The organism is Petroclostridium sp. X23 (assembly GCF_030013905.1).
In the GTDB taxonomy this organism is placed as follows: Bacteria; Bacillota; Clostridia; order SK-Y3; family SK-Y3; genus X23.
This window is the reverse complement of the sequence record NZ_CP124862.1, coordinates 2184272-2206653: the sequence shown is the minus strand read 5'-3', so window position 1 is coordinate 2206653 and position 22382 is coordinate 2184272. Positions and strand designations below refer to the sequence as shown.

The window sequence follows — 22382 nt, the reverse complement described above, 5'->3', positions numbered from 1 at the left end:
TACTATATGAGTGAGCGTAATGTAAAAGATAGTTATAGCATTGTAGTATCTGGAGACTCTATTTCTAGAGGCGTAATATATGATGAGGTACAGAAAAAATATATTGTTTTGAAGGAGAATTATGTTGATTTGCTCCGGGGCAAATTGAAAGGTATAATTTATAATACTTCTCGGTTTGGAAGTACAATCAGTAAAGGCGTTCGTAAACTCAAAAGTCACATACTTAAAGAGAGTCCAGACATAGTTTTAATTGAGTATGGGGGAAATGACTGTGATTATAACTGGGATGAGGTTGCAGAAAACCCTGACGCCAGCCATGTTCCTAAGACGGATTTTGAGATTTTTGAGTCCTTTCTAAAAGAAACCATAGCTTACTTAAAAAGCAGCAGCATAACTCCTGTATTGATGACATTACCTCCTCTAAATGCAGATATGTACTTTAAATGGGTCTGTAAAAATAATCCCCTTGCAAAAGTGAATGTTCTGAAGTGGCTTGGGAGCGTTACTAAGATATATTGGTGGCAGGAGAGATATAATTCTGTGATCATAAAAATTGCTGAAGAAACTCATACAAAGTGGATAGATGTTAGAGGCGCATTTCTTCAGCAGCCTGACTTCACCAAGTTTCTTTGTGTAGATGGAATACATCCGAATAAGGAAGGACATAAGATTATTGCCGATAAAATCATTGATTATATTAAAACAAGTTATGATTATCTGTTGGTTGATGAATCCGGCATGGTATCAGAAGTTAAATAATTACCTAACTCCGCAGTGTTTGCAGGACCAGTCCTGAAATGCTGCGGGATTTTTATTTTTAGGTAAATAGCATTTGACAATAACAGAATTTGGTTGTAGAATAAAATTAGCATATGCCAATATAAAAGGTTATAAGAGGAGTTGCGGTTTGTACTTATATTACTTTGGTTAATAGCACAAGGAGGTATTTTATGATGAAAATAGCAATTGCAAGTGAAGGACATTATGTTAGTGGACATTTTGGACATTGTGAAGGATTTACGGTCTATGAGGTAGAAGAAAACAAAACTTTAAAGAAAGAATTTGTACAGAATCCGGGGCATAGACCAGGATTTTTACCGGGCTTTTTAAAGGAATTAAACGTAAATGTTATTATTGCAGGAGGTATGGGGGAGACAGCCCAGCAGTTGTTTACCCAAAACGATATGGATGTAATTGTAGGAATAGAAGGCCTTAGTGATAATGTCATTCAACAATATTTAAAAAAAGAATTAAACTCTACAGAAAGTATATGTAGGCAGCATCAGCATGAGGGCCATTGTCATGAATAGTTTGTTGGGGTTATGCTTATGGACGCGGTAAAGGATAAGGCGATGACAAAGAATGAGTTTTTTCTCATTAAGAAGCTGATAGAAAAAAACGGGTTTAAATTTACAAAGCAAAGAAAATTGATTCTGGAACAGTTTTTTATTGTAGACAGGCATTTAAGCGCAGAAGAGATGTATCAAAGGTTAAAAGCTTATAATATTGGTATCGCCACAATATATAGGAGCGTGAAGATTTTTGGCAGTATTGGCATAGTAAAAGAGATTGTTGTAAATGGAGTAAGTTATTATGAATTGAAGATTTACAGTAAAAAGCCCCTGCATATACATTTTCAGTGTGTTAAATGTAATGACATAATAGATATTGATGAAAGAAAAGTTGCTTTAGAGTATCTAAAACTAAACAAGATGGTGGAAGATATAAATGATTTGGAAATTTATGATGCAAACATAATGCTTATTGGGCTTTGTAAAAGATGCAGGGAGGTAAACCAATGCCAAGACCGATAAAATGCAGAAGAGTCGAATTTTTTCCGGAGCATACTTATTTCCTGCCGTTAGGCAAAAGAAAGTGCGAAGTAGAAGAGATTGCTCTCAAGATTGAAGAACTTGAAGCCATGCGATTAAAAGATATTGAAGGGCTTACCCAGGAAGAGTGTGCGGAGAGGATGCAGGTTTCAAGGCAGACTTTCCAAAATATCATAGACAATGCTAGAAAGAATGTAGCGATAGCCCTCACGCAAGGAAATGCCATACATATATGCGGGGGGCATTATACTTCAGGGTCATGCCGATTTAAGTGCTTAAGCTGTAATCAAGTTTATGATATGAATTGTGAACATTATAGAAATGTTTGTCCATCTTGTGGATCAAATGAAGTAATCTGTGAGAAAAGAAATAGGTTGTGCCATAGAGTATAAATAACTTTTTTAGTACAAACGAGGAAATATAATCAGTACAAAAGTCTAAAATGAAGGAGTTGAGCAATTGAATAATTACATTCTGTACATCTTTACTATTGCCTTATTAGTGATATCCTATTTCAAAGATAAGAAAAAAACCAAGATAGCTTTAAAAAAAGCATGGAAATCTTTCGAGAATATCTTACCTGAATTTTTAGGGGTTATTATGTTGGTGGGGCTGCTCCTTGCAGTATTGAACGCTGAGGTGATCTCACAAATAATCGGCAGTGAATCAGGACTGTTTGGGATTGTAATTTCGGCTGTTGTTGGTGCTGTGACTTTGATACCCGGATTTGTTGCATTTCCTACGGCTGCGATGCTTTTGAACAATGGAGCGGGTTATATGCAAATCGGAGCGTTTGTTTCCTCTTTAATGATGGTGGGAATAGTGACAGCACCGGTTGAAATGAAATATTTTGGGAAACGGCTTACTATTCTAAGAAATGTATTGGCATTCTTTTTTTCTTTCTTAGTAGCCTATATCATTGGAAAGGTGGTAGGTGGATGATGAAGTTTATTCAACGGTATAAGTTTTTTATGGTCACAATACTTATAATAGGTATGATTACAATAATAAATCAAAGCATCGGACTTAAAGCGTTAGGTGTTGCAGGATATAGTTTTAAGGAGATGGCGCTGGTGATTCCACCTGTATTTATCCTTCTGGGTCTTTTAGATGTGTGGGTTCCGCGGGAAATGATGGTCAAATACATGGGAGAAGGGTCAGGACTAAGGGGCATTATTCTGGCTATTCTTTTAGGTTCTGCTGCTGCAGGTCCTCTTTATGGGGCTTTTCCGGTAGCGGCAGTGTTTATGAAAAAAGGTGCAAAATTCAACAATGTACTCATATTTATCGGAGCATGGTCTACCACTAAGATCCCAATGTTTTTATTCGAGATGTCAGCATTGGGGGCAAAATTTGCACTAACAAGACTTCTAATAGATATTCCGGGAATCATTGTCATTGCTTATGCTTTGTCATTATTAACATCCGCACAAGAAGTTGAGCGAATATATAAAAAAGCAGAAATGCTTTAGGATATATGATGCGGAATAAAGTTGCTGAAAAAATCATACTTTATATAAATAGTCTTTTATTGAATCCTTTCAATTAAGGTTAGTTTGCCTTTGAGGAAGTGTAGAGTATGATCGTTTACCTTTTAAAGTTTAATGTTAAGAAGGTAATAGGTAGTATTGTTGTGCTGAGTATTCTGCTTATATGTATGTTTTGTATATCTATAAATGACAAAAGCATTCGCATATTTGATTTTTTTGAAGAGCCCGTTGTTTACAATTTTGACAATATAAGGACCAATGAAGATAGAGTTGGTTTCTTGAGGCAGTTTGGATGGAAAGTAGATGAAAAACCCATTGAGGTTTTGAAAGTGCAGATTCCTGAAGAGTTTGAGATAGTATATGAAGATTATAATGAGCTTCAGAAAGAAATCGGGTTGGATTTAACAGAGTATAAAGGGAAGCTGGTAGACAAATATGCATACAAGGTGTTTAACCATCCCACAGAGAAAAGAAGTCCTGTCATAGCGAATATTCTGATTTATGAAGATAAGGTGATTGCAGCAGATATTACAACTACTTCCCTTGATAAATTTATACATTCTTTGATGTATTATGAGGATTAGAAATTTTTTTAATTTTAGAAAAGTATAATTTTATAGTATATATGCAACGGTCTTTTTAGGAACAGTGAAATAATAAATTCGGAAATTTTCAACGAGGGATTTTTGCGTCAGGCTAGGCGGAGACCTTTAGCAATACTGACGTATGGCAAAGGTTTACAACGACGCATGACACAAAAATAACCGTTGAAAAATCGGAAGTTATTATTTTGCTGTTCCTTAGTGTTAAATATTAACTGATTAAAGACGGATAGGCTATGAATGCCTATTTGTCTTTTTTAATTCCATAAAATTTTAAAACCAATCATGTAACAAGATAAATAATGAATAAATAATTTAAAAACTATATATAACGCGTTATATATAGTTTTGGAGTAGCAAAGAAAGAGTCTGTATGCATGATTAATTAATGAAACAGGCTCTTTTCTATTATCATAGATATAGTGAAAAGACACCTCTGCTTTCTGAAAAACTCACTATAACCATATATAAAAAATATGAATGGTTATACTAAGCTTGACTTGAAGGCTAGTTATAAGTTACAATTATACCAATTTATAAGTGCTGTTAAATCTATTGAATAAGATAGGAGATTATAGAATATGGGCATTAAGTATTTTGTTTCTATTCTATTTCATAGATTCAACAACTCGTCGGCTTTTATATGGAATCAAAAACAGCTGGTGCTTGCTGAGTATTATATATTAGTGGAAAAGTTCAAAATTTATAAGTTATTAATAGTACAATAAAAAAGAAGAATAATTTGGAGGATTGTAATGGCAAAGAAAAAAAAGAAACTTAGAGTTATACCACTTGGTGGTTTGGGAGAAGTAGGCAAGAACATTACGGTGTTTGAATACGATGAAGATATCATTATCGTAGACTGCGGGATAGCTTTTCCGGAAGATGAGATGATGGGGATTGATTTGGTAATTCCGGATGTCACCTATTTAAAGAATAAAAAAGAACGGATCAAAGGGATTATTTTGACCCATGGGCATGAAGACCACATTGGAGCGATTCCTTATGTATTGAGGGAGATCAATGTGCCGGTGTTCGGTACAAAGCTTACATTGGGGTTACTTGAAAATAAGCTGGAAGAACATCGTATGCGTTCGGATACGACCCTTCAAACGGTTGAACAAGGACAAACTATTCAACTAGGCGTGTTTAATGTAGAATTCATTAATTCCTGCCATAGTATTGCAGATGCAGTGGCTTTGGCGATACATACCCCTGTAGGTGTTGTAGTGCATACCTCGGATTTTAAAATAGATTATACACCCATACAAGGGGAACCTATTGATTTGGCACGATTTGCGGAGCTGGGTAAACAAGGGGTACTGCTTTTGATGTCTGACAGTACCAATGTTGAACGTGAAGGATATACTATGTCTGAAAAGACGGTAGGCAAAGCTTTTGATGAGATATTTGCGGAAGCAGACAGCAGAATCATTGTGGCCACTTTTGCATCTAATATTCATAGGGTGCAGCAGGTGATTGATGCAGCAGTTAAATATAAAAGAAAAGTGGCCATCATTGGAAGAAGTATGGTCAATGTAGTAAATGTAGCCCTAAAACTAGGATACCTAAACGCACCCGAAGGAACAATTATTGATATTAATGAACTCGGCAGATATCGGCCTGAGAAGTTAATGATTATTACAACGGGAAGTCAAGGGGAGACTATGTCTGCATTAACCAGGATGGCGGCATCCACCCATAGGCAGGTGGCAATTAATCGCGGGGATTTAGTGGTGATTTCAGCAACGCCCATTCCCGGAAATGAGAAAACCGTCTCAAGGGTTATTAACCAATTATTTGAAAAAGGTGCGAATGTAATCTATAAGGCGCTTGCGGAGGTGCATGTTTCGGGACATGCTTGCCAGGAAGAACTAATGTTAATGCAGAGTTTAGTAAGACCTAAATTCTTTATGCCGGTACACGGCGAATACAGGCATTTAAAACAGCATGCGCTTCTTGCCCAGAAGGCAGGAGTGCCGGAGGAAAATACTTTTGTCATGAGCATCGGAAAAGTATTGGAATTGGATGATTCCAGTGCCAAAATTACCGGAAGCGTATCTTCGGGGAAAGTACTTATCGATGGTCTTGGCGTAGGGGATGTCGGAAATATCGTACTGCGTGATAGGAAGCTTTTATCACAGGATGGATTAGTCATTGTTGTGATAACCATTGAAAAGGAATCCGGAGTTTTAATCACTGAACCTGACATTATCTCTAGAGGATTCGTGTATGTAAGAGAATCAGAACAATTAATTGAGCAGATGCGAAAAGTTGCATATAGTGCACTTTTACAGTATGAAGGGAAAGACTGGGGCACGATGAAATATATTGTGAAGAACGTTCTAAAGGAATATCTGTATAGCAATATAAAGAGAAATCCGATGATACTGCCCATTGTGGTGGAGATATAACCGGATGATTAACGAATAGAGCACATGGAAACAAAAATACTTAAAAACTCAAGAGGAATATAAAGATGGATACAATGTATCTATCTTTGTAATTCCTCTTTTTGTTTTGATTTATATACTGGTTTTTAATTTAAGAAATTGTATAAAATTAATTATAAAATGCAAACTAAATAAGAAAAAATACTATATGAATGGAGAATCCAATATGAGAAAACTTTCTGAAAATGAAGTGCTATCAATGGCAGCCCTTCTTGATATGGAAAAGAACGGATTGATAGTAACAAAAGCAATGCAAATGTTAATTAGTGATGAAGAATTAAAGAAGCAGGTGGAAGCAGGTATATTGGCTACAGAAGGAAGAATAAAAGGAATTCAGCAGTTTGTTAGCGAAAACCAAATAACAGATATTAAGGAGGTACATTAAGATGTCATCATTTTTAGGAAATAGAGCAAAAGAAAATATGAACCTCTCTGATGAGGTGATTGCTAAAAATATGGTTGCTTCTGCGACGGCAGCGGCAAACGCATACCTTGCTGCGCTTATGACAAGTACTACTCCTGAATTAAGAGCAGTTTATGGTGCCAGTCTCAATCAGCTTATTGGTGGACATTCTGCAATCGTAGAATTGGCAGTAAAACGTGAATGGGGCAATCCGTATATCGCGCCAAGAGAGCAGCTATCTATTGTATATGACAAAGTGCGGTCAACTATGCAGCACGATCAATAACCGATAGATTTTAATATATCTGTCGATAAGTCTAATAGAATCCCGTGAAGTGTATTCAGGAAGAGTTCTGTTTACTTTCACGGGTTTTTGTCTTATAAAGCTGATTTGTATGTTAGGTAGGGCATAAAAATTTAATAGGGGAAAGTTATAATGAAATAAATGTCAGACAATTAGAAACATTTATCGTATGAAATAATATAAAATAAAAATGAAGAGGTGATCTTTATGCTTTATGAATTATTAAAGGGTAGAAGAAGTATAAGGAAATTCCAAGATAAAGAAGTGGAAAAAGATAAGATAGACACCATTTTAAAAAGTGCACTGCTATCACCATCATCAAGAGCTAGGAAACCATGGGAGTTTATTGCTGTGACTGACAAGGAGTTGTTAAGAAAGCTTTCGCAATGCAGGGAACACGGCTCCGTTTTTTTAGCAGGGGCTCCTTTAGGGATTGTGGTTATTGCTGATTCGGAGAAGTGTGATGTTTGGATTGAAGATTCGTCCATCGCTTCTATCATCATTCAATTGTCTGCACAGTCATTAGATTTGGGTTCGTGCTGGATACAAGTAAGGGAAAGACCTCATTCTGAGAATGAGAAGGCAGAGGATTACATAAAACAGGTTCTGGGGATACCTGAAAGATATAGTGTGGAATGCATTGTTGCAGTCGGTTATCCGGCAGAAGACAAAAAAGGCTATGATGAAAATGAATTGCCATATGAGAAGCTCCATTTTAATAAGTATTGAGTAAAAATATAGATTAATATATTATATTCAAAAAAAGGGTAGTAAAATATTTTGCTACCCTTTAAAAAGCTGTGCTGAAAATTTGTAATTCTGATGTTCTTCTTTCAAAAGATTCACTTCTTTCCATTGATCTTTTTCTTGTATATATTCGTGCAGTAAGATATCATAACCATTTGTAAGGCGTATGAAATCAAATCGGTATTTGTTATTTTTACCTTTAGCGTAGACATGTATAATAGCATCCTTTTTTTCGATACGTTCTATCTCGTCAATTAGTCCATACCAATCGTTGTATATAATTTCTACGACATATTTCGCGTCCCAGTTCCAATGGTGGTAGGGGGCACATAGGAAATCTTCCGGAATGTAATCTATATTTTGGATTTTCCATCCGTCAGCAGTTGTATACGTTGTTGTGATAAGTCCGTAGTAGTAAGCGAAATAACTGGGAGATAATTTCTGTTGGTTATAGGGAGGACCGGTAATCACTTCGATTTCTACCATGAAGTATTGCAAATGATCAGGGGTCCCTGTAGGTTTGTATGCAGGATAGAGTTTTAAAAGGGTGATGTGCCCTATACCGGAGAAAGAGTTTATAAACTCATCCAGAGACAATTGCTGCTTTTTATTTGTACTGAAAAGTTCATAAGCAAAAGGATAAGGGATTCTATCCAGACCTATGGTGCCACATCCGCCGTGGTAGCCCGACATATTGGAAGATTCTTTTAAAATTGAATAATAAGCATATATAACGTCTCGTGGAGAGTCATACGTTGCCGGGTAACCGGGAGAAATATATGGCGGCTTTGGAGCGTCAAAGTCATCGGGTATGCGAAAACGATACTTTACATTTAATGCCGGCTGTTTGGATGGGCGTTGGAACCGCTCTTCGTAATCCTTTTCTTCATTTTCATTGAATACAGGCCTGTACGCTGTATCAGGGTGGTTATGTGAGTGTATAAAGCCTCCCAATAAAATGGATGACTTCTTTGTGGATATTGCTAATATAGCAACCGATATTGAAGAGAGTGCTAATATTAAAAGTACGGGTTTGATGAATTTTTTCAATGATATGACCATGATAATACCTCCTATCTATTCAAAGTATATGCCGATAGTGTACAGGAATGAACTATTTTAGTATGCGAATGTTGCTAGTTTTTCTTAAGGTATTATGAGTAAGTAGTAATGCTTCTTATAAAAAAATTTATATAAAATATAGTAAATAATGAAGGGAAAATAAAAATAATGTCGAAATAATAAGAGATAATATCAAATTTAATATTTTCAGGATTGTAAATAGCAAACCTATCAAAAGATAGGGACGCAAAACCACAGGTCTAATGTAGAAGTACGATGACGGCTGGGTTGCCAATTGCTGCGGGAGCAAGCATCAAGTATGTATTATAGGAAACAACTACTTAATGCTGTAAGCTTTACCAAGAGTGAACTGCAAGTAGGCAACATATAATTTGTCTGCTTTTTTTGTACAATTTTTTCAAACAAAGGAGAGGTAAAAATGAAGATGAATAGAGTGCTTATTGTGGATGACGCGGCGTTTATGAGAATGGCCCTTAAAACAATACTTGAGAAGAATGGTTTCGAAGTCATTGCCGAGGCTGAAAATGGCGAAAGCGGTGTTAGAAAATATATAGAATGTCAGCCGGATATTGTAACAATGGATATAACCATGCCGGGAATGGATGGAATTGAGGCTTTGAAAAGCATTAAAGCTTATGATGCTAAAGCAAAGATAATCATCGTTTCTGCAGTGGGAAAGGAATCAATGATCAAGCAAGCGGTAATGTCAGGTGCTAATTACTTTATTGTGAAGCCATTTAAAGAAGATCATGTAGTTGAGATATTACATAAAATGCTATCAGTGTGAAGTGAATATATCATTGTCAGGAAAATAGGATGATGAGGTTGGGAGGCAGGTGGCTGTAAAAGTGTTGTGAAGTAATATCAGAAAGGTGAGGAGGTGGAAAGTATTACTTTATTAGGTGATAGGTGAGTAGCAGAATGCCCGACATCGCAGCATTGCTTGAAAAACAATAATGAAGAAGGGAGATGAAAATATGTCTGAAGGAATGGGAAATATCATAGAAATGGAAGAGGATACCCAGACAGGCAGGTTCCTAACTTTCTCACTGGATAAGGAAAGTTATGGTATAGAAATAAAATATGTTACGGAAATTATCGGAATCCAGTCTATAACAGAGATACCTGAGCTTCCCGAATATATTAAAGGCATCATCAATTTAAGAGGAAAGATTATCCCCGTGATGGATATCAGGCTGAGATTTAAAAAGCCGTTCAGAGAGTATAACGACAGGACTTGCATCATTGTAATAGATATTAAAGACATATCGATAGGACTTATTGTGGATAGTGTTTCGGAAGTGCTTGTTATTCCGGAGCAAGATATTGTAGAACCTCCCCAAATGAACAAAGGTTTTAACAATAGATACATCAAAAGGATTGGGAAAGTAGGAAATGACGTAAAACTGCTGCTTGATTGCGAAAAGCTGCTTACTGACGATGAAGCTGAAACCCTAATTGAGATATCTTAGCAAGGTTTATCATTTTAGAAAAAGTTCAATATCTTATATTTGTCCAAGCACAAGATAAAAAATAAGGGGGCTTTCAAAATGAAATTCACAATAAAAGCAAGGCTGTTTTTAGGTTTTGGCATTTTAACCGTAATTTTTGTCACTTTAGGCATATATGCGACCACCTCATTGGGCACTGTTAATAACCAAACTGTTCAGATCGCTGAAAACTGGCTGCCCAGCGTAAATTATGCACATTCTATAAATACCGCAACCTCCGATTTCAGAATTAAGGAGCTTGAACACGTGATAGCTGAAACGCCTGAGCAAATGAATGAGTTGGAAAAAGAGATGGATTTAATCAATAATGAAATTAAAAAACATATAGAAGGATACGATACGGTCATCACTAATGAAGTAGACCAAAAGATCATTAGCTCAATAAGATCAGAATGGGATAAATACTTGCAAATTCATGAAGAGTTTTTGCCATTAAGTCGCGCACTTAAGACCCAGGAGGCAATGAGTTTATTGAATGGTGAATCAAAAAAAGTATTTGATGATGCATCAAGTTTAGCGGTTGAACTTGTAGAATTTAATCAGGATGGTGCAGGTGAATCAAGTAAGGATGCAAACGCAGTTTATTCTAGCACGCGAAGCATATTAATAGTTATAATAGCCATTGCAATCATAATATGTATAGGAGCAAGCCTAATCATTACCGGCAGCATTGTAAGACCTGTAAATAAACTTATAGATGTGGCTGATAAGCTTGCGCTGGGGGACGTTACTGTTAAAGTTGAAGCAACAACGAAAGATGAAATCGGCAATCTCATGCAGGCATTTGGAAGAATGATTGAAAATATCCGGGGGCAGGCAATGGCTGCTGAAAGAATAGCTGCCGGAGATCTGACGGTAGAAGTTGCTGTAAAATCGGACAATGATTTGCTTGGTAAAAAATTATCTGAAATGGTGAGGAAGAATAATCAAGTTCTGACGGACATCAGCAGTGCTTCCGAACAAGTAGCAGGGGGAGCGAAACAAGTATCTGATTCTAGTATTGCTCTTTCGCAAGGGGCAACTGAGCAGGCAAGTACAATCGAAGAGTTGACCGCTTCGCTTGAAGAGATATCATCCCAAACAAAGCTAAATGCAGAGAACGCCGATCAAGCCAATGGACTGGCTGAAAGCGCTAAGTCTAACGCAGTGCTGGGCAACCAGCAAATGGGACAAATGCTCAATGCGATGGAAGAGATAAATGATGCTTCTTCCAATATATCCAAGATTATAAAGGTGATTGATGAGATAGCATTCCAAACCAATATCCTTGCACTAAATGCTGCTGTTGAAGCCGCAAGGGCAGGACAACACGGGAAAGGCTTTGCTGTAGTGGCAGAGGAAGTAAGAAATCTTGCTGCACGTTCAGCAAATGCTGCAAAAGAAACAACAGATATGATTGAAGGATCTATTAAAAAAGTTGAAGGCGGCACAAAGATTGCCAGAGAGACTGCGGAAGCGCTTAATAAAATTGTCGGTAGTATTGAAAGAGTAGCCACGCTTGTAAATGATATTGCCGTTGCTTCTAATGAACAAGCTTCCGGGATTGCACAGATTAACCAGGGAGTGATGCAGATATCACAGGTTGTACAGACTAATTCGTCTACATCTGAAGAAAGTGCAGCTGCAAGTGAGGAGCTTTCCGGTCAGGCGGCATTATTAAGAGAGATGGTCAGCAGATTTAAATTGAGAAAAACCAGTCAATCTTACAATAAGCTGGAAGATATAGATCCGGAAATGGCAAAAATGCTGGAGAGTATGGCTGAAAAGAGAAAAGGTGTTGGGAATATTGCGGAAGAAGCTTATGGCGAAGCTGCTATCTCAAAGTCAAAAATCACGTTGAGTGATAAGGAATTTGGGAAATATTCTTGATAGATGAGGGTGAGTATTTGAAGAATATAGAGGTAGATTTAGGAGAACCGAAAGGTTCTTCCTTTCTTTTTATATAGTAACAAAAATAGGTTCATGCCTTGTAAAGGATAAAAATCTAGTCATAAAATGTATATGCAGGTGCATGTTTCTTTTTTTTATAAGGTATATGTAGCTGTTCTAATGTTTTATATACGTGGAGTTCCCTATCTGACATAATACACTTCCAGTCTAAAATGTTATTAATTTCTAATTATTATTGTACCATTTACGACCAAAAAGTAAAGAAGGAACTTGAATACGCTTAGAAGTTAACACAGTTATCTTAAATAGAGATTATATCACTTGATAAAAGAAATAAAAAATTTTATTGTTTCAAATAGATAAAACCTGTGTAAAAATAAATAAGTATTCTAAAAGTGCTATGGACAAAGCAAAAAAAGAGGATTCCATGCGCAACAACTCACCGAAATGACACATTACCGGCAAGATTTGATATTATTCGACATAATATATGTTATATAATATTAGTTGCCGATAAAGTACGAAAACTATAAACTTAGGAAAATGGGCTACAAGAGAAGTTTGACTGAATATTCAGGGCTTAGTTGAAAAGTGAGGATATATATGAGGGATATATCAAAAAGGTTTGCCAAAAGAGATAAAAAAGATCACTTAAACGATTTTTTAGAGTCGAAGGACTTGATCAATCCAAGGTTTGAAGCGCTGAGAATATCCATTATATATGGAATTATAGGTTTATTATGGGTTTTATTATCCGATAGGATAGCGGAAAAGATTGTTCATGATCCTGCGTTATTAAGACAAGTTCAGACCTATAAAGGGTGGTTTTATGTGACAACCACGATGGTTATGGTGTATATTCTTATTCGCAATCGTATGTCATTGTTCATGAACGCAATCAACAAGGTCTATGAAGGATATGAAGAAGTAGCTGCAACGCATGAAGAACTGGTAGCTATAGAAGAAGAATTAAGAGAGCAGTTTAATGAAGTGGAGAAACATCGTAATGCATTAATGGTAAGTGATCAGCGATATAGATTAGTAGTTGAAGGAGCAAATGACGGTATTTGGGATTGGGACCTCACGAACGGCAATTATTATTTCTCTATAAAATGGAAAAGTACTTTCGGCTATGAGGATCAAGAATTAGAAAATACCTTAGAAGGATGGAAAGAGTTGCTTCATCCTGATGACAGGGATTCAGCCGTACAAAAGATTGAGGAATATCTTTCGAGGCAAAAAGGTATCTATCAGAATACGTATCGTCTTCGCTGCAAAAATGGGAGCTATCGATGGATTTTAAGCCGAGGAAAGGCAGTATGGGATAAAGACGGAAAGGCGATTAGGGTTGCCGGCTCACATACGGATATGACTGAACACAAAGTGATGGAACACAAACTGCATACATTGGCTTACTATGACACATTAACAGGATTGCCGAATCGAGTTTTCATGGAGCAGGAAATGAGCAGAATATTAAAAGATCAACAAGAGAACAAATCTAAATTTGCTCTAATCTATTTAGATATAGATAATTTTAAGCATATTAACGATACTGTAGGCCATTCATCAGGAAATGTTTTAATAAAAGATATCGCTAATATATTGAAATGCCATATTAAGAGTCCTAACTTAGTTGTACGACTAGGCGGAGATGAGTTCGCGATTTTGTTGAACGATATTTCAGATAATGGAGAGGCCGCAGAAAAAGTGGAGTTCCTGCTTAATCTCTTAAAAAAGCCTTGGATACTGCAAGAGCAGGAATTTTTTGTTTCTGCCAGTGTAGGGGTGACTGTATATCCTGATCATGGCACTGATTTAACTACATTATTTAAAAATGCCGATGCAGCGATGTTTGCGGTGAAAGATAGTGGGAAAGATGGATACTCATTTTACTCTAAAAAGATGGAAGAAAAAACATTGCACTATATTCAGATGATAAATCAACTCCGGTATGCTATTGATAATGATGAGTTTGCCCTGTACTATCAGCCTCTGATTGATTTGGAAACGGGTACATTAATAGGTGTTGAAGCGTTAATACGATGGATTCATCCGCAAAAAGGATTTATTCCGCCTGCGGAATTTATTCCGTTAGCAGAAGAAACAGGACATATTCACCAAATCGGAAAATGGGTATTTAAGACTGCATGTAAGCAGAAAAAGGAATGGAGTAAAAAAGGATATTCCAATATACAAATGTCCATTAATCTATCGAGTAGGCAATTGACAAAAGGAAATATTGTTACACAGATTGGAGAAGCATTTGCTAATCTGAATATGAGCTGCTGCAATGTTCATTTGGAAGTTACCGAAACTGCTGTCATGAATGATATGGATGTTGCGATCCAAGAGCTTAAACAGTTGAGAAGTAGGGGTCTTAAAATTGTAATGGATGATTTTGGAACAGGTTATTCATCCCTTACATATTTAAAAAAATTGCCTATTGATATTGTGAAAATGGATCGTGAGTTTATAAAAAACTTTGAACATGAACATGAGTCTCAATTCATTATTCAATCTATTATTCAGCTAGCGCATGTGCTCAATATTATGATAGTTGCGGAAGGCATAGAGACTGTAGAACAATTAAATTTATTGAAAGAATACGGTTGTGACATAGGGCAGGGGTACTTATTCTGCAAGCCTGTTCCGGCGGAAGAACTTGAAAAAATGTTGGCAGCGGATTGGAAGTATATATGGTAATATATCTAACCAATGATTGATAATATTGCCTATATAAAAAACGGTTATGCTATTCAGTGGTATGATTAAAATGTATTATTTTTATCTTTTAAGCTAAGTTTATTTTTTGTTATTAAGCAGAGGTTATGGGGTAAGAATACTAAATGACTAACAGCAGCATATGCACGATAGGGAGGATATAGTAATGGCACATAAGTTTGATGTTCGGAATAAGCATAAACTGGATAATGAGAAAAGAAGAGAAATTCTTCCGCCGCATAAAGCCCTTAAAGAATTAAGATTGCAGGAGGGAGATACTATAGCTGATATCGGCTGCGGGATTGGATATTTTTCTATACCCGCGGCACAAATAGTAGGAGAATCAGGCAAGGTATTTGCTATGGATATTTCTTTAGAGATGATTGAAGAATTGGAACGAAAGGCAGAGAACAATAACATATCAAATATTAAAGCAATTGTTACCGAAGAAAACGATCTGAAAGTTGACGATAATTCTGTCAGTTATGCTTTTATCTGTAATGTGCTTCACGAAACGCAGGATATGAAGCTGTTTCTAACGGAAGTTAAGCGGATATTAACGGATTGCGGTAAATTAGTCATTGTAGAATGGAAAAAAGAAAATACGGATTATGGGCCTCCTTTAGAGCATAGATTGTCGAAAGAAGAGGTGTACGGTGCTTTGAAGCATATAGGTTTGAACAATATGACATATCAAGAAGTCGGGGCATACTTTTATGCGGTGATTGCTGAAAAATAAGTTTTTGGAGTTGGATAGCTTTGCCTCTAGGGGGAGAGATATGGTCTACCCTAGAGGCAAATTAAATGACTGTTTGTAGGGGCGGACGACTCTGTCGGCCCGATGCATTATTGCAGTATTTGCGGGTGGACAGGGTCGTCCGCCCCTACGAAAATTTATAAGATATATAACTTGGTAATTTTTAAATATTAAATTGCTTATCTATAAGTTAAATAGAGTCAGGTCAATTAATAGGATACATACTGCAACGGATCTATCGGGCTGCCGTTCTTTCTTACTTCAAAGTGCAGGTGGGGTCCGGTGACCTTGCCGGTAGCGCCTACGGTCGCAATGTTCTGTCCTTTATATACACTATCACCTTTTTTGATTTTTATGGTATTCAAATGTGCATAATATGTTTGATACCCGTTACCATGATCAATAATGATCAGGTTGCCGTATCCGCTGCCGCTGGCACCGGCAAAAATAGCTTTACCTCCATCGGCTGCTGTAACCGGCGTTCCGATGGCCCCGGCAATATCAATGCCGGTATGTTGACTGCCCCACCGGGAACCGAAACGGGAGGTGAGTATACCGGTAGCAGGATTCCTAAAAGTACCATACGCCATAGTAAGAGGTCTCTTTTTGGTGCCTTTCAGGATAATTTCTGTTTGAGCCTGCTGCAACACAGTATCTTCAAGTATATTTTTACTTATTTCCGTGCCGTTGATCTTCACAACTTCTGCTACTATTTTCTTTTTACCGTCTGCGCCGTTGGTTTTTACCTTCTTATCTCCTAGGTACAGAGAGGCCGATTCCTCATACTTTATGTCATAAGGGATTTTTTCTTCATATGTAACTGTTTCCACCGACTTAACATTAATAAAGGGTTTTGCGGCAACTAACGTGATTTTTTGGTCGATTTGCAGCCGGGCTATGTCAAGATGAGGATTAAGCTTTTGTATGTCTTCAACATCTATATGATGACTAACGGCGATATCCCAAATAGTATCTCCATCTTTAACAATGTATTCTTCAGCTTTGTTTTCTCCAGCAGTGATATGTGTAAAGGCGGCTTCTGTGTCAGCTATTTTATCAATAGGGACATCCTTTTTTGTAATGTCAACTTTCTCAACAAAATCTAACTCTTTTACAGCATCGGGATTTACTTCTTTAGAGAATTCATCCTTTATTCTCTGTAAAATAGTTTGAGCCGATTGCTCATCCTTAACAAACACCAGGTCTTTTCCGTCGACACTCAGTGCGTATGCTTCCGCATAAATTTGGATGCTTTTTTCCAGTTCAGTCCGTATTTCGTCTATTGATGAAACTTTATTTTTAAAAGTGAAAGTAAAAACCCGCTCATCAGTAATTTTCTCAGGAATGATAATTTTACCGTCAAACTGATTTTGGTATTTTCCTTTTATCTCCTCGATGATTTGGTAGGCATCTGTTTTATGCTTAACTACGCCTACTACTTGTTCATCTACCTTTATCGCATAAGCCGTATTGGAAAGGACGATACCGCTTGCTGTTGATGTGGTCAGCATAAATGCAATAGCCGGAATAATGAATTTGTGTTTTTTTAGTTTGTCTGCAATGTTTATCATGCTGTTACTCCTTTGCTCCATGCAAGTCTTATCTTTAATCGGATTTTTGAATCTATGTACAACATTAACGCATAGAGTTTCACAATAATTTTATTTAAACATGCTAAGTTTACCACATGCAAACGAGGGTGTCTAAATGGATAATGGCAGATTACAATACATTAGAAGAAGAATTTGAAAGTTTTCTTTGAAATGCTTTAAATATTACAAAAGTGTTAAATAGTATTACGAAACTATTAAAAATATTTAAGATTATTTACAATTTTTCAGAAATTCAATGGTATGCTTCTACTCTTAACTTCAGCCAATAAAAGAAGGTATACCCGCAAAATAGGAGGTATACCCTGTTATAATATGTTCATAAGTGTTAATATTTTCTAAAGAAAAATATAAAAAACAATGCAATAATGATGACAGCTTCAAAGCCTCCAAAAGGATTATAAGAGCTAAAAGAACTCGAAGCAGCTTTAGCAATCTCCGATTGGATAGGCTGTTCTTGTTCAATATCGCTATCAGTGCTTGTATGTATCTGCTCGGAAGCTGCGGGTTTTGTAGGAACAACAATCTCAGGCTCAGCAGTTATGTTTTCAGGCTGCTCAGTATATTCTTCATTTTTGTTTTCAGCTGATGCGTTCATATCTGGTGCAATTGTTTCAAAGTATCTTTTTAATCTTGGGTCAATTGGATAATCATTTCGATATCGCATAGGATCACCTCTTTTCATTTTATTACCTTTCTTTTTGTGATTGCATGTAATTACTATCCATTGTATGCAGCTTATGGAAGTTTGGTAACAAAGATGCGTATAATTTTTCTGAAAATTTCTATAGGAGGATGTGAAAAAATCGAATTTAGCACATAGAGAAAATCGGACATGGGGACTGGTCTGGTGTCAGGCCTGGTTTTTGGCCGGACTGCGGCCCTGGGCCCCGCCCATGTCCGATTTTCGAGCGATAAGTACCATAAAAAAGCGGCATCATAACATATCATCAGGATATCTTATGATGCCGCATATCTATTGAATCTTTATCATCAAAGTTTATATCTAGAGCTATAAAAACGAGGATAGCTATCACGATTATTAACATATTTGTCAACTCCGTTTTTATTCTATAATTTTACTATAACATACTAATTTTTACATTGGGATAGTGCTATTGTCGGATTTTGGTCCTATTTGTAGTCCTAAATACCAATTAACACTATTCAACTTGAAAATCTTTAGGTTATATAATATACTATCAATCAAGTTTCTGTAGGGGCGGACGACTCTGTCTGCCCGTGGATAATGCAATAGTACATCGGGTGGACAGGGTCGTCCACCCCTACAAAATATTAAAAGCAGAGATAATCAATTGTAGAAAAGGTTGGAAGATATGAACTATGTTTATATTATCGAATGTATTGATAAAACGCTCTATACGGGATGGACAACAGATATTCACAGAAGAATCAGTGAGCACAACCAAGGTAAAGGAGCGAAGTATACGCGTTCAAGATATCCGGTGAAATTGGTATATTTTGAAGAGTACACTACAAAACAAGAAGCGACTAAAAGGGAGTATGAAATAAAACAATTATCCAGAAAAGAGAAGCTGAAGCTTTTCTCAAAACTTGGCAACTTGCCTATTAAATGATAAAATCATATCTATTGCGCTATAATATAGTATGATTATTTGGATGATCGGGAAGGTTGGTACATCATGGAATTAAAAAAGAGAGGTATTGTTATTGCAATTATGGTATCAATGTTCCTAGCGGCTTTTGAAGGAACAGTTGTAACAACAGCGATGCCAACCATAGCAAGAGATCTAAAAGGATTTGAGTTAATAAGTTGGGTTTTTTCTTCATATTTATTTACATCAGCTATTTTCACTCCTATATATGGAAAATTAGCGGATATGTATGGAAGGAAGAATACCCTTTTTGTTGGAATTATCATTTTCTTGATGGGCAGCTTACTGTGCGGGATATCTCAGAATATGTATCAGCTTATCGCTTTCCGAGCGGTACAGGGGATAGGTGCAGGATCAATATTACCTCTTACTTTTGCTGTTATTGGTGATATTTTTAATGTAGAGCAACGCGCAAAGGTTCAAGGATGGCTTAGCTCAGTATGGGGGATCGCCAGTTTGGCGGGACCTTTCATAGGAGGATATTTTATAGATTATCTTTCATGGCACTGGATTTTCTTTATCAATATACCTTTCGGCATACTATCAGTTATTCTTCTGAAAAAAAATCTTCATGAACAATTTGAAAAGAAGAAACACAAGGTGGATTATCTGGGTACCGTGGTACTAACTATTGCCATTATATCTTTTTTATATGGTGTTTTGATAGGCGGTCAGAGCAATCAATGGTTTTCGCCTGCTGTAACATTGTCCTTTATCATTATGGCTGTTTCTCTCGTGGTTTTTTATCTTATTGAGAACAGAATTGAAGAGCCGATCATGCCTTTTGATATATTTACCACAACCAGTACAGTGATTAACGTTATCAGTTTTCTGGCTTCAGCTGTTTTAATGGGGGTCGAAGTTTATATGGCTATATATATACAAAATGTTTTAGGTTTTAATGCTACAATATCCGGTTTAACGATGGCGCCTATGTCCATCAGTTGGCTTTTATCTGCCTTTATTTTATCAAAGGCCATATCAAAGTACCGGGAAAGAATGATCATGATCGTATTTACCGGCATTCTTGTATTAAGCAATGTACTTTTGATTACTGTAAATATTCACTCTTCATTAATCTTAGTGGTTATCTATGTTTTTGTTATGGGTTTTGGTTTTGGCGGATGTTTTACAATGCTGACAATGATCGTACAATCTTCTGTAGGCTTTAAGAAAAGAGGGATAGCAACCGCAACTAATTCACTTGTGCGTACTTTAGGGCAAACAATAGGAGTGAGCGTTTTTGGCAGTATACTGAATTCCAGTATTATCCGATATTTTAACGGCATAGGAATTTTTGGAATAGACCCAAGTAAGATTTATTCTGCATCGGGTTTAAATGAGCAGATATCTGCTGAGCAAGTTCGAATATCAGTATTTTCCGGAATTCATACAATATTTGTTTTATTGATTATTATCTCTATGATTTGTTTGGGATTATCTATCAAGATTCCTTCGGCGTTGCCCGAGAGCAGATCTTAATTCTATAATATATTTTGGTATGCTTATTCTGGATAGTATATAATCATACTGATCGTTGTAAGTTTATCACCGGAATTATGGTAGGCATGAGGTTTATCGGCCTTAAACCGTATAGAATCACCTTCTTTTACAGTATATTCTTCTCTACCGAATCGAATGGTTAGTTCACCTTTGAAAACAGTTATGAATTCTTGGGTTTCTTCCCCGTGAGGTTCAGAGCTTAGATAGCCGCCTTTTTTTATTTCTGCAGAATATATTTCAAACCTTCTGCCGTCTTCATACGGAAAGAGAGGATAAACGCAGTATTTTCCGTTATCCTCAGTTAATCCGTTTACGTCATTTTTTGTGACAATGACAGTATCTTGTTGAGGATAATTTAATAATGAAGTAAATGATATTTTAAGACCATTTGCAATCTTCCATAATGTAGTAATGGTAGGATTGGATTCTTGCCTTTCAATCTGTCCCAGCATGCTTTTACTCACACCTGTCAATTCGGCTACCTTATCTAAGCTTAATTTTCTTTTATCACGTATACATTTTAAATTGACAGCAATAATTGAATTTAGGTTCTCCAAAAAAACACCCTCCCAGCTTGTATATCAAAATTTAGTATAGAAACGACAATGCGCTATAAAGTACTTGATGTATATTATAGCATATTGAATTTATAAGCGTATAGTATATATTTAGCGGTTTAATATGTTACTATAGATAAAAAACCCACATAAGCATACACGATGGTATGTTTATGTGGGTTTATATGATTTATCATTACTATCTTCTGAAAAGACTTTTTGGACGGGACGGCTTTTTGCCGGGCTCAGGTGTATTTTCATGGTGATTGACATCGTCATCTTGACGGATTCTGCCAAAAGAGAATACACCATATCCATATTCTTTGTCCCTACCGGCTTCACCCAGGTCTTCAGAATACATGTGCAGCATGGTTCTTATTTCTTCCGGTTTAAGTTTTTTACCTTGTTTTTTTAATGCTTTTGCTTGCAGAAGCGCGACTGCGCCGGTAATAGAAGGAGCTGCCATGGAGGTACCACTCAGTGTGGCATAGCTGTTATCCTTATAACAAGAATAAATATCCACTCCTGCTGCAGCAATTTCAGCGGCAGTTCCTACTGAGCTGAAATCAGCTCTCTTTTTATAAATATCTACTGCTGTTACTGCGATGGTCTGATCGAATCCAGCCGGATACCCTATAGTGTTTGTGTTGCCCTCTTGGCTCAATCCCTCATTTCCCGCTGCGCAAACGAGCGTAATACCGCTTTGGTATAATTGTGAGACAAGTCGATAATATTGCTTGTTAACTGTTTGAGAAGAAAATGACATGTTGACTACATCGACGTTGCGTTCCGCCATCCACATCAGACTTCTCGAAACTGCACCGAAATCGGCAGAACCTTTCGAGTCAAATGCTTTAGCAATATATAGATCAGCTTGTGGCGCCACACCTACAACGCCAATGTTGTTTTTTTCTGCGGCAATAATACCTGCTACATGGGTACCATGTCCGTTGTCGTCTATTACATTTTGTCGGTCGGAAGACGTAAAGTTAGCATACTCTTTTATCCTTCCTTGTAAATCTTCATGTTTAACATCAATTCCGGTATCAATGATCCCTACTTTTATTCCTTTACCCATGGTTTCGTACCATTCCAGAGGTGCACCTATCATTTTTACACCGTAATCAATCACTTCGCTGCTCTGAGAAGTTCTCACATCAACTACGTCAAACTTGCCCAATTTAAATCTCATACAAATCACCCCTATAATATAATTATGTTAAAATGCCGTCAGTTAAGTGTTACAAGCGCATAAAGATAATTATTATAATACATGATA

General features: G+C 36.6%; 23 protein-coding genes and 1 riboswitch. Of the genes, 18 read left to right on the top strand and 5 right to left on the bottom strand.

The annotated features are described in order from the left end of the window. Positions 1-6: 6 nt before the first annotated feature. From QKW49_RS10520 to QKW49_RS10470, 11 genes are all read left to right on the top strand, one after another. On the top strand, positions 7-759 hold the full coding sequence (locus QKW49_RS10520; RefSeq protein ID WP_282867494.1) for an SGNH/GDSL hydrolase family protein: 753 nt from the start codon (positions 7-9) through the stop codon (positions 757-759). 194 nt (positions 760-953) lie between these two features. Further along, a complete protein-coding gene (locus QKW49_RS10515; RefSeq protein ID WP_282868113.1) occupies positions 954-1310 on the top strand; it encodes a NifB/NifX family molybdenum-iron cluster-binding protein in 357 nt (118 codons plus the stop codon). Between the two features lie 18 nt (positions 1311-1328). Continuing rightward, positions 1329-1814, top strand: a complete 486-nt coding sequence (locus tag QKW49_RS10510) for a transcriptional repressor (RefSeq protein ID WP_282867493.1) — start codon at positions 1329-1331, stop codon at positions 1812-1814. After that, positions 1799-2224 (top strand): DUF134 domain-containing protein, encoded by a 426-nt coding sequence (locus tag QKW49_RS10505; RefSeq protein ID WP_282867492.1) that lies wholly within the window; start codon positions 1799-1801, stop codon positions 2222-2224. Before QKW49_RS10510 ends, QKW49_RS10505 begins: the two co-directional genes overlap by 16 nt. Positions 2225-2291: 67 nt before the next feature. Then, positions 2292-2774, top strand: a complete 483-nt coding sequence (locus QKW49_RS10500; protein ID WP_282867491.1) for a permease — start codon at positions 2292-2294, stop codon at positions 2772-2774. Continuing rightward, the gene (locus QKW49_RS10495; protein ID WP_282868112.1) at positions 2774-3304 is read left to right on the top strand and encodes a permease; all 531 of its coding nucleotides are present in this window, start codon (positions 2774-2776) and stop codon (positions 3302-3304) included. The genes QKW49_RS10500 and QKW49_RS10495 overlap by 1 nt, the downstream gene beginning before the upstream one ends. A 107-nt stretch (positions 3305-3411) precedes the next feature. After that, on the top strand, positions 3412-3906 hold the full coding sequence (locus QKW49_RS10490; RefSeq protein ID WP_282867490.1) for a DUF4830 domain-containing protein: 495 nt from the start codon (positions 3412-3414) through the stop codon (positions 3904-3906). Positions 3907-4679: 773 nt separating this feature from the next. Then, positions 4680-6338: a ribonuclease J gene (locus tag QKW49_RS10485; RefSeq protein WP_282867489.1), complete on the top strand. Its 1659-nt coding sequence runs from the start codon at positions 4680-4682 to the stop codon at positions 6336-6338. Between the two features lie 205 nt (positions 6339-6543). Continuing rightward, positions 6544-6762: a hypothetical protein gene (locus QKW49_RS10480; protein ID WP_282867488.1), complete on the top strand. Its 219-nt coding sequence runs from the start codon at positions 6544-6546 to the stop codon at positions 6760-6762. A gap of 1 nt (position 6763) precedes the next feature. After that, a complete protein-coding gene (locus QKW49_RS10475; RefSeq protein ID WP_282867487.1) occupies positions 6764-7066 on the top strand; it encodes a spore coat protein in 303 nt (100 codons plus the stop codon). Positions 7067-7291: 225 nt separating this feature from the next. After that, positions 7292-7813 carry a nitroreductase family protein gene (locus tag QKW49_RS10470; RefSeq protein WP_282867486.1) on the top strand — a complete coding sequence of 174 codons (522 nt, stop codon included), beginning with the start codon at positions 7292-7294 and terminating at the stop codon, positions 7811-7813. A gap of 54 nt (positions 7814-7867) precedes the next feature. Here the strand turns inward: QKW49_RS10470 and QKW49_RS10465 are convergent, their stop codons facing one another. Next, positions 7868-8893: a hypothetical protein gene (locus QKW49_RS10465; RefSeq protein ID WP_282867485.1), complete on the bottom strand. Its 1026-nt coding sequence runs from the start codon at positions 8891-8893 to the stop codon at positions 7868-7870. Positions 8894-9104: 211 nt separating this feature from the next. Then, positions 9105-9189, top strand: a riboswitch (cyclic di-GMP riboswitch). Positions 9190-9338: 149 nt separating this feature from the next. Here QKW49_RS10465 and QKW49_RS10460 point away from each other — a divergent pair. From QKW49_RS10460 to QKW49_RS10440, 5 genes are all read left to right on the top strand, one after another. Continuing rightward, positions 9339-9701 (top strand): response regulator, encoded by a 363-nt coding sequence (locus QKW49_RS10460; protein ID WP_282868111.1) that lies wholly within the window; start codon positions 9339-9341, stop codon positions 9699-9701. 190 nt (positions 9702-9891) lie between these two features. After that, entirely contained in the window at positions 9892-10386 is a 495-nt protein-coding gene (locus QKW49_RS10455) for a chemotaxis protein CheW (protein WP_282867484.1), read from the top strand. A gap of 78 nt (positions 10387-10464) precedes the next feature. Then, positions 10465-12294, top strand: coding sequence for a methyl-accepting chemotaxis protein (locus tag QKW49_RS10450; RefSeq protein WP_282867483.1), 1830 nt, complete (start codon positions 10465-10467; stop codon positions 12292-12294). Between the two features lie 624 nt (positions 12295-12918). After that, positions 12919-15021, top strand: a complete 2103-nt coding sequence (locus tag QKW49_RS10445) for an EAL domain-containing protein (RefSeq protein ID WP_282867482.1) — start codon at positions 12919-12921, stop codon at positions 15019-15021. A 184-nt stretch (positions 15022-15205) separates the two neighbouring features. Next, the gene (locus QKW49_RS10440; protein ID WP_282867481.1) at positions 15206-15778 is read left to right on the top strand and encodes a methyltransferase domain-containing protein; all 573 of its coding nucleotides are present in this window, start codon (positions 15206-15208) and stop codon (positions 15776-15778) included. Positions 15779-16005: 227 nt separating this feature from the next. On the opposite strand, the gene QKW49_RS10435 is transcribed toward QKW49_RS10440, so the two are convergent. Further along, positions 16006-17367, bottom strand: coding sequence for a peptidoglycan DD-metalloendopeptidase family protein (locus QKW49_RS10435; protein ID WP_282867480.1), 1362 nt, complete (start codon positions 17365-17367; stop codon positions 16006-16008). A 367-nt stretch (positions 17368-17734) separates the two neighbouring features. Then, complete coding sequence (locus QKW49_RS10430) at positions 17735-18073, bottom strand: hypothetical protein (protein WP_282867479.1); 339 nt, start codon at positions 18071-18073, stop codon at positions 17735-17737. A gap of 670 nt (positions 18074-18743) precedes the next feature. On the opposite strand from QKW49_RS10430, the gene QKW49_RS10425 reads away from it, so the two are divergent. Next, entirely contained in the window at positions 18744-19004 is a 261-nt protein-coding gene (locus QKW49_RS10425; RefSeq protein WP_282867478.1) for a GIY-YIG nuclease family protein, read from the top strand. A 66-nt stretch (positions 19005-19070) separates the two neighbouring features. Next, complete coding sequence (locus QKW49_RS10420) at positions 19071-20525, top strand: MDR family MFS transporter (protein WP_282867477.1); 1455 nt, start codon at positions 19071-19073, stop codon at positions 20523-20525. A gap of 23 nt (positions 20526-20548) precedes the next feature. On the opposite strand, the gene QKW49_RS10415 is transcribed toward QKW49_RS10420, so the two are convergent. Then, the gene (locus QKW49_RS10415) at positions 20549-21103 is read right to left on the bottom strand and encodes an XRE family transcriptional regulator (protein WP_282867476.1); all 555 of its coding nucleotides are present in this window, start codon (positions 21101-21103) and stop codon (positions 20549-20551) included. 199 nt (positions 21104-21302) lie between these two features. Then, positions 21303-22295 carry a S8 family peptidase gene (locus QKW49_RS10410; RefSeq protein WP_282867475.1) on the bottom strand — a complete coding sequence of 331 codons (993 nt, stop codon included), beginning with the start codon at positions 22293-22295 and terminating at the stop codon, positions 21303-21305. Positions 22296-22382: the final 87 nt, after the last annotated feature.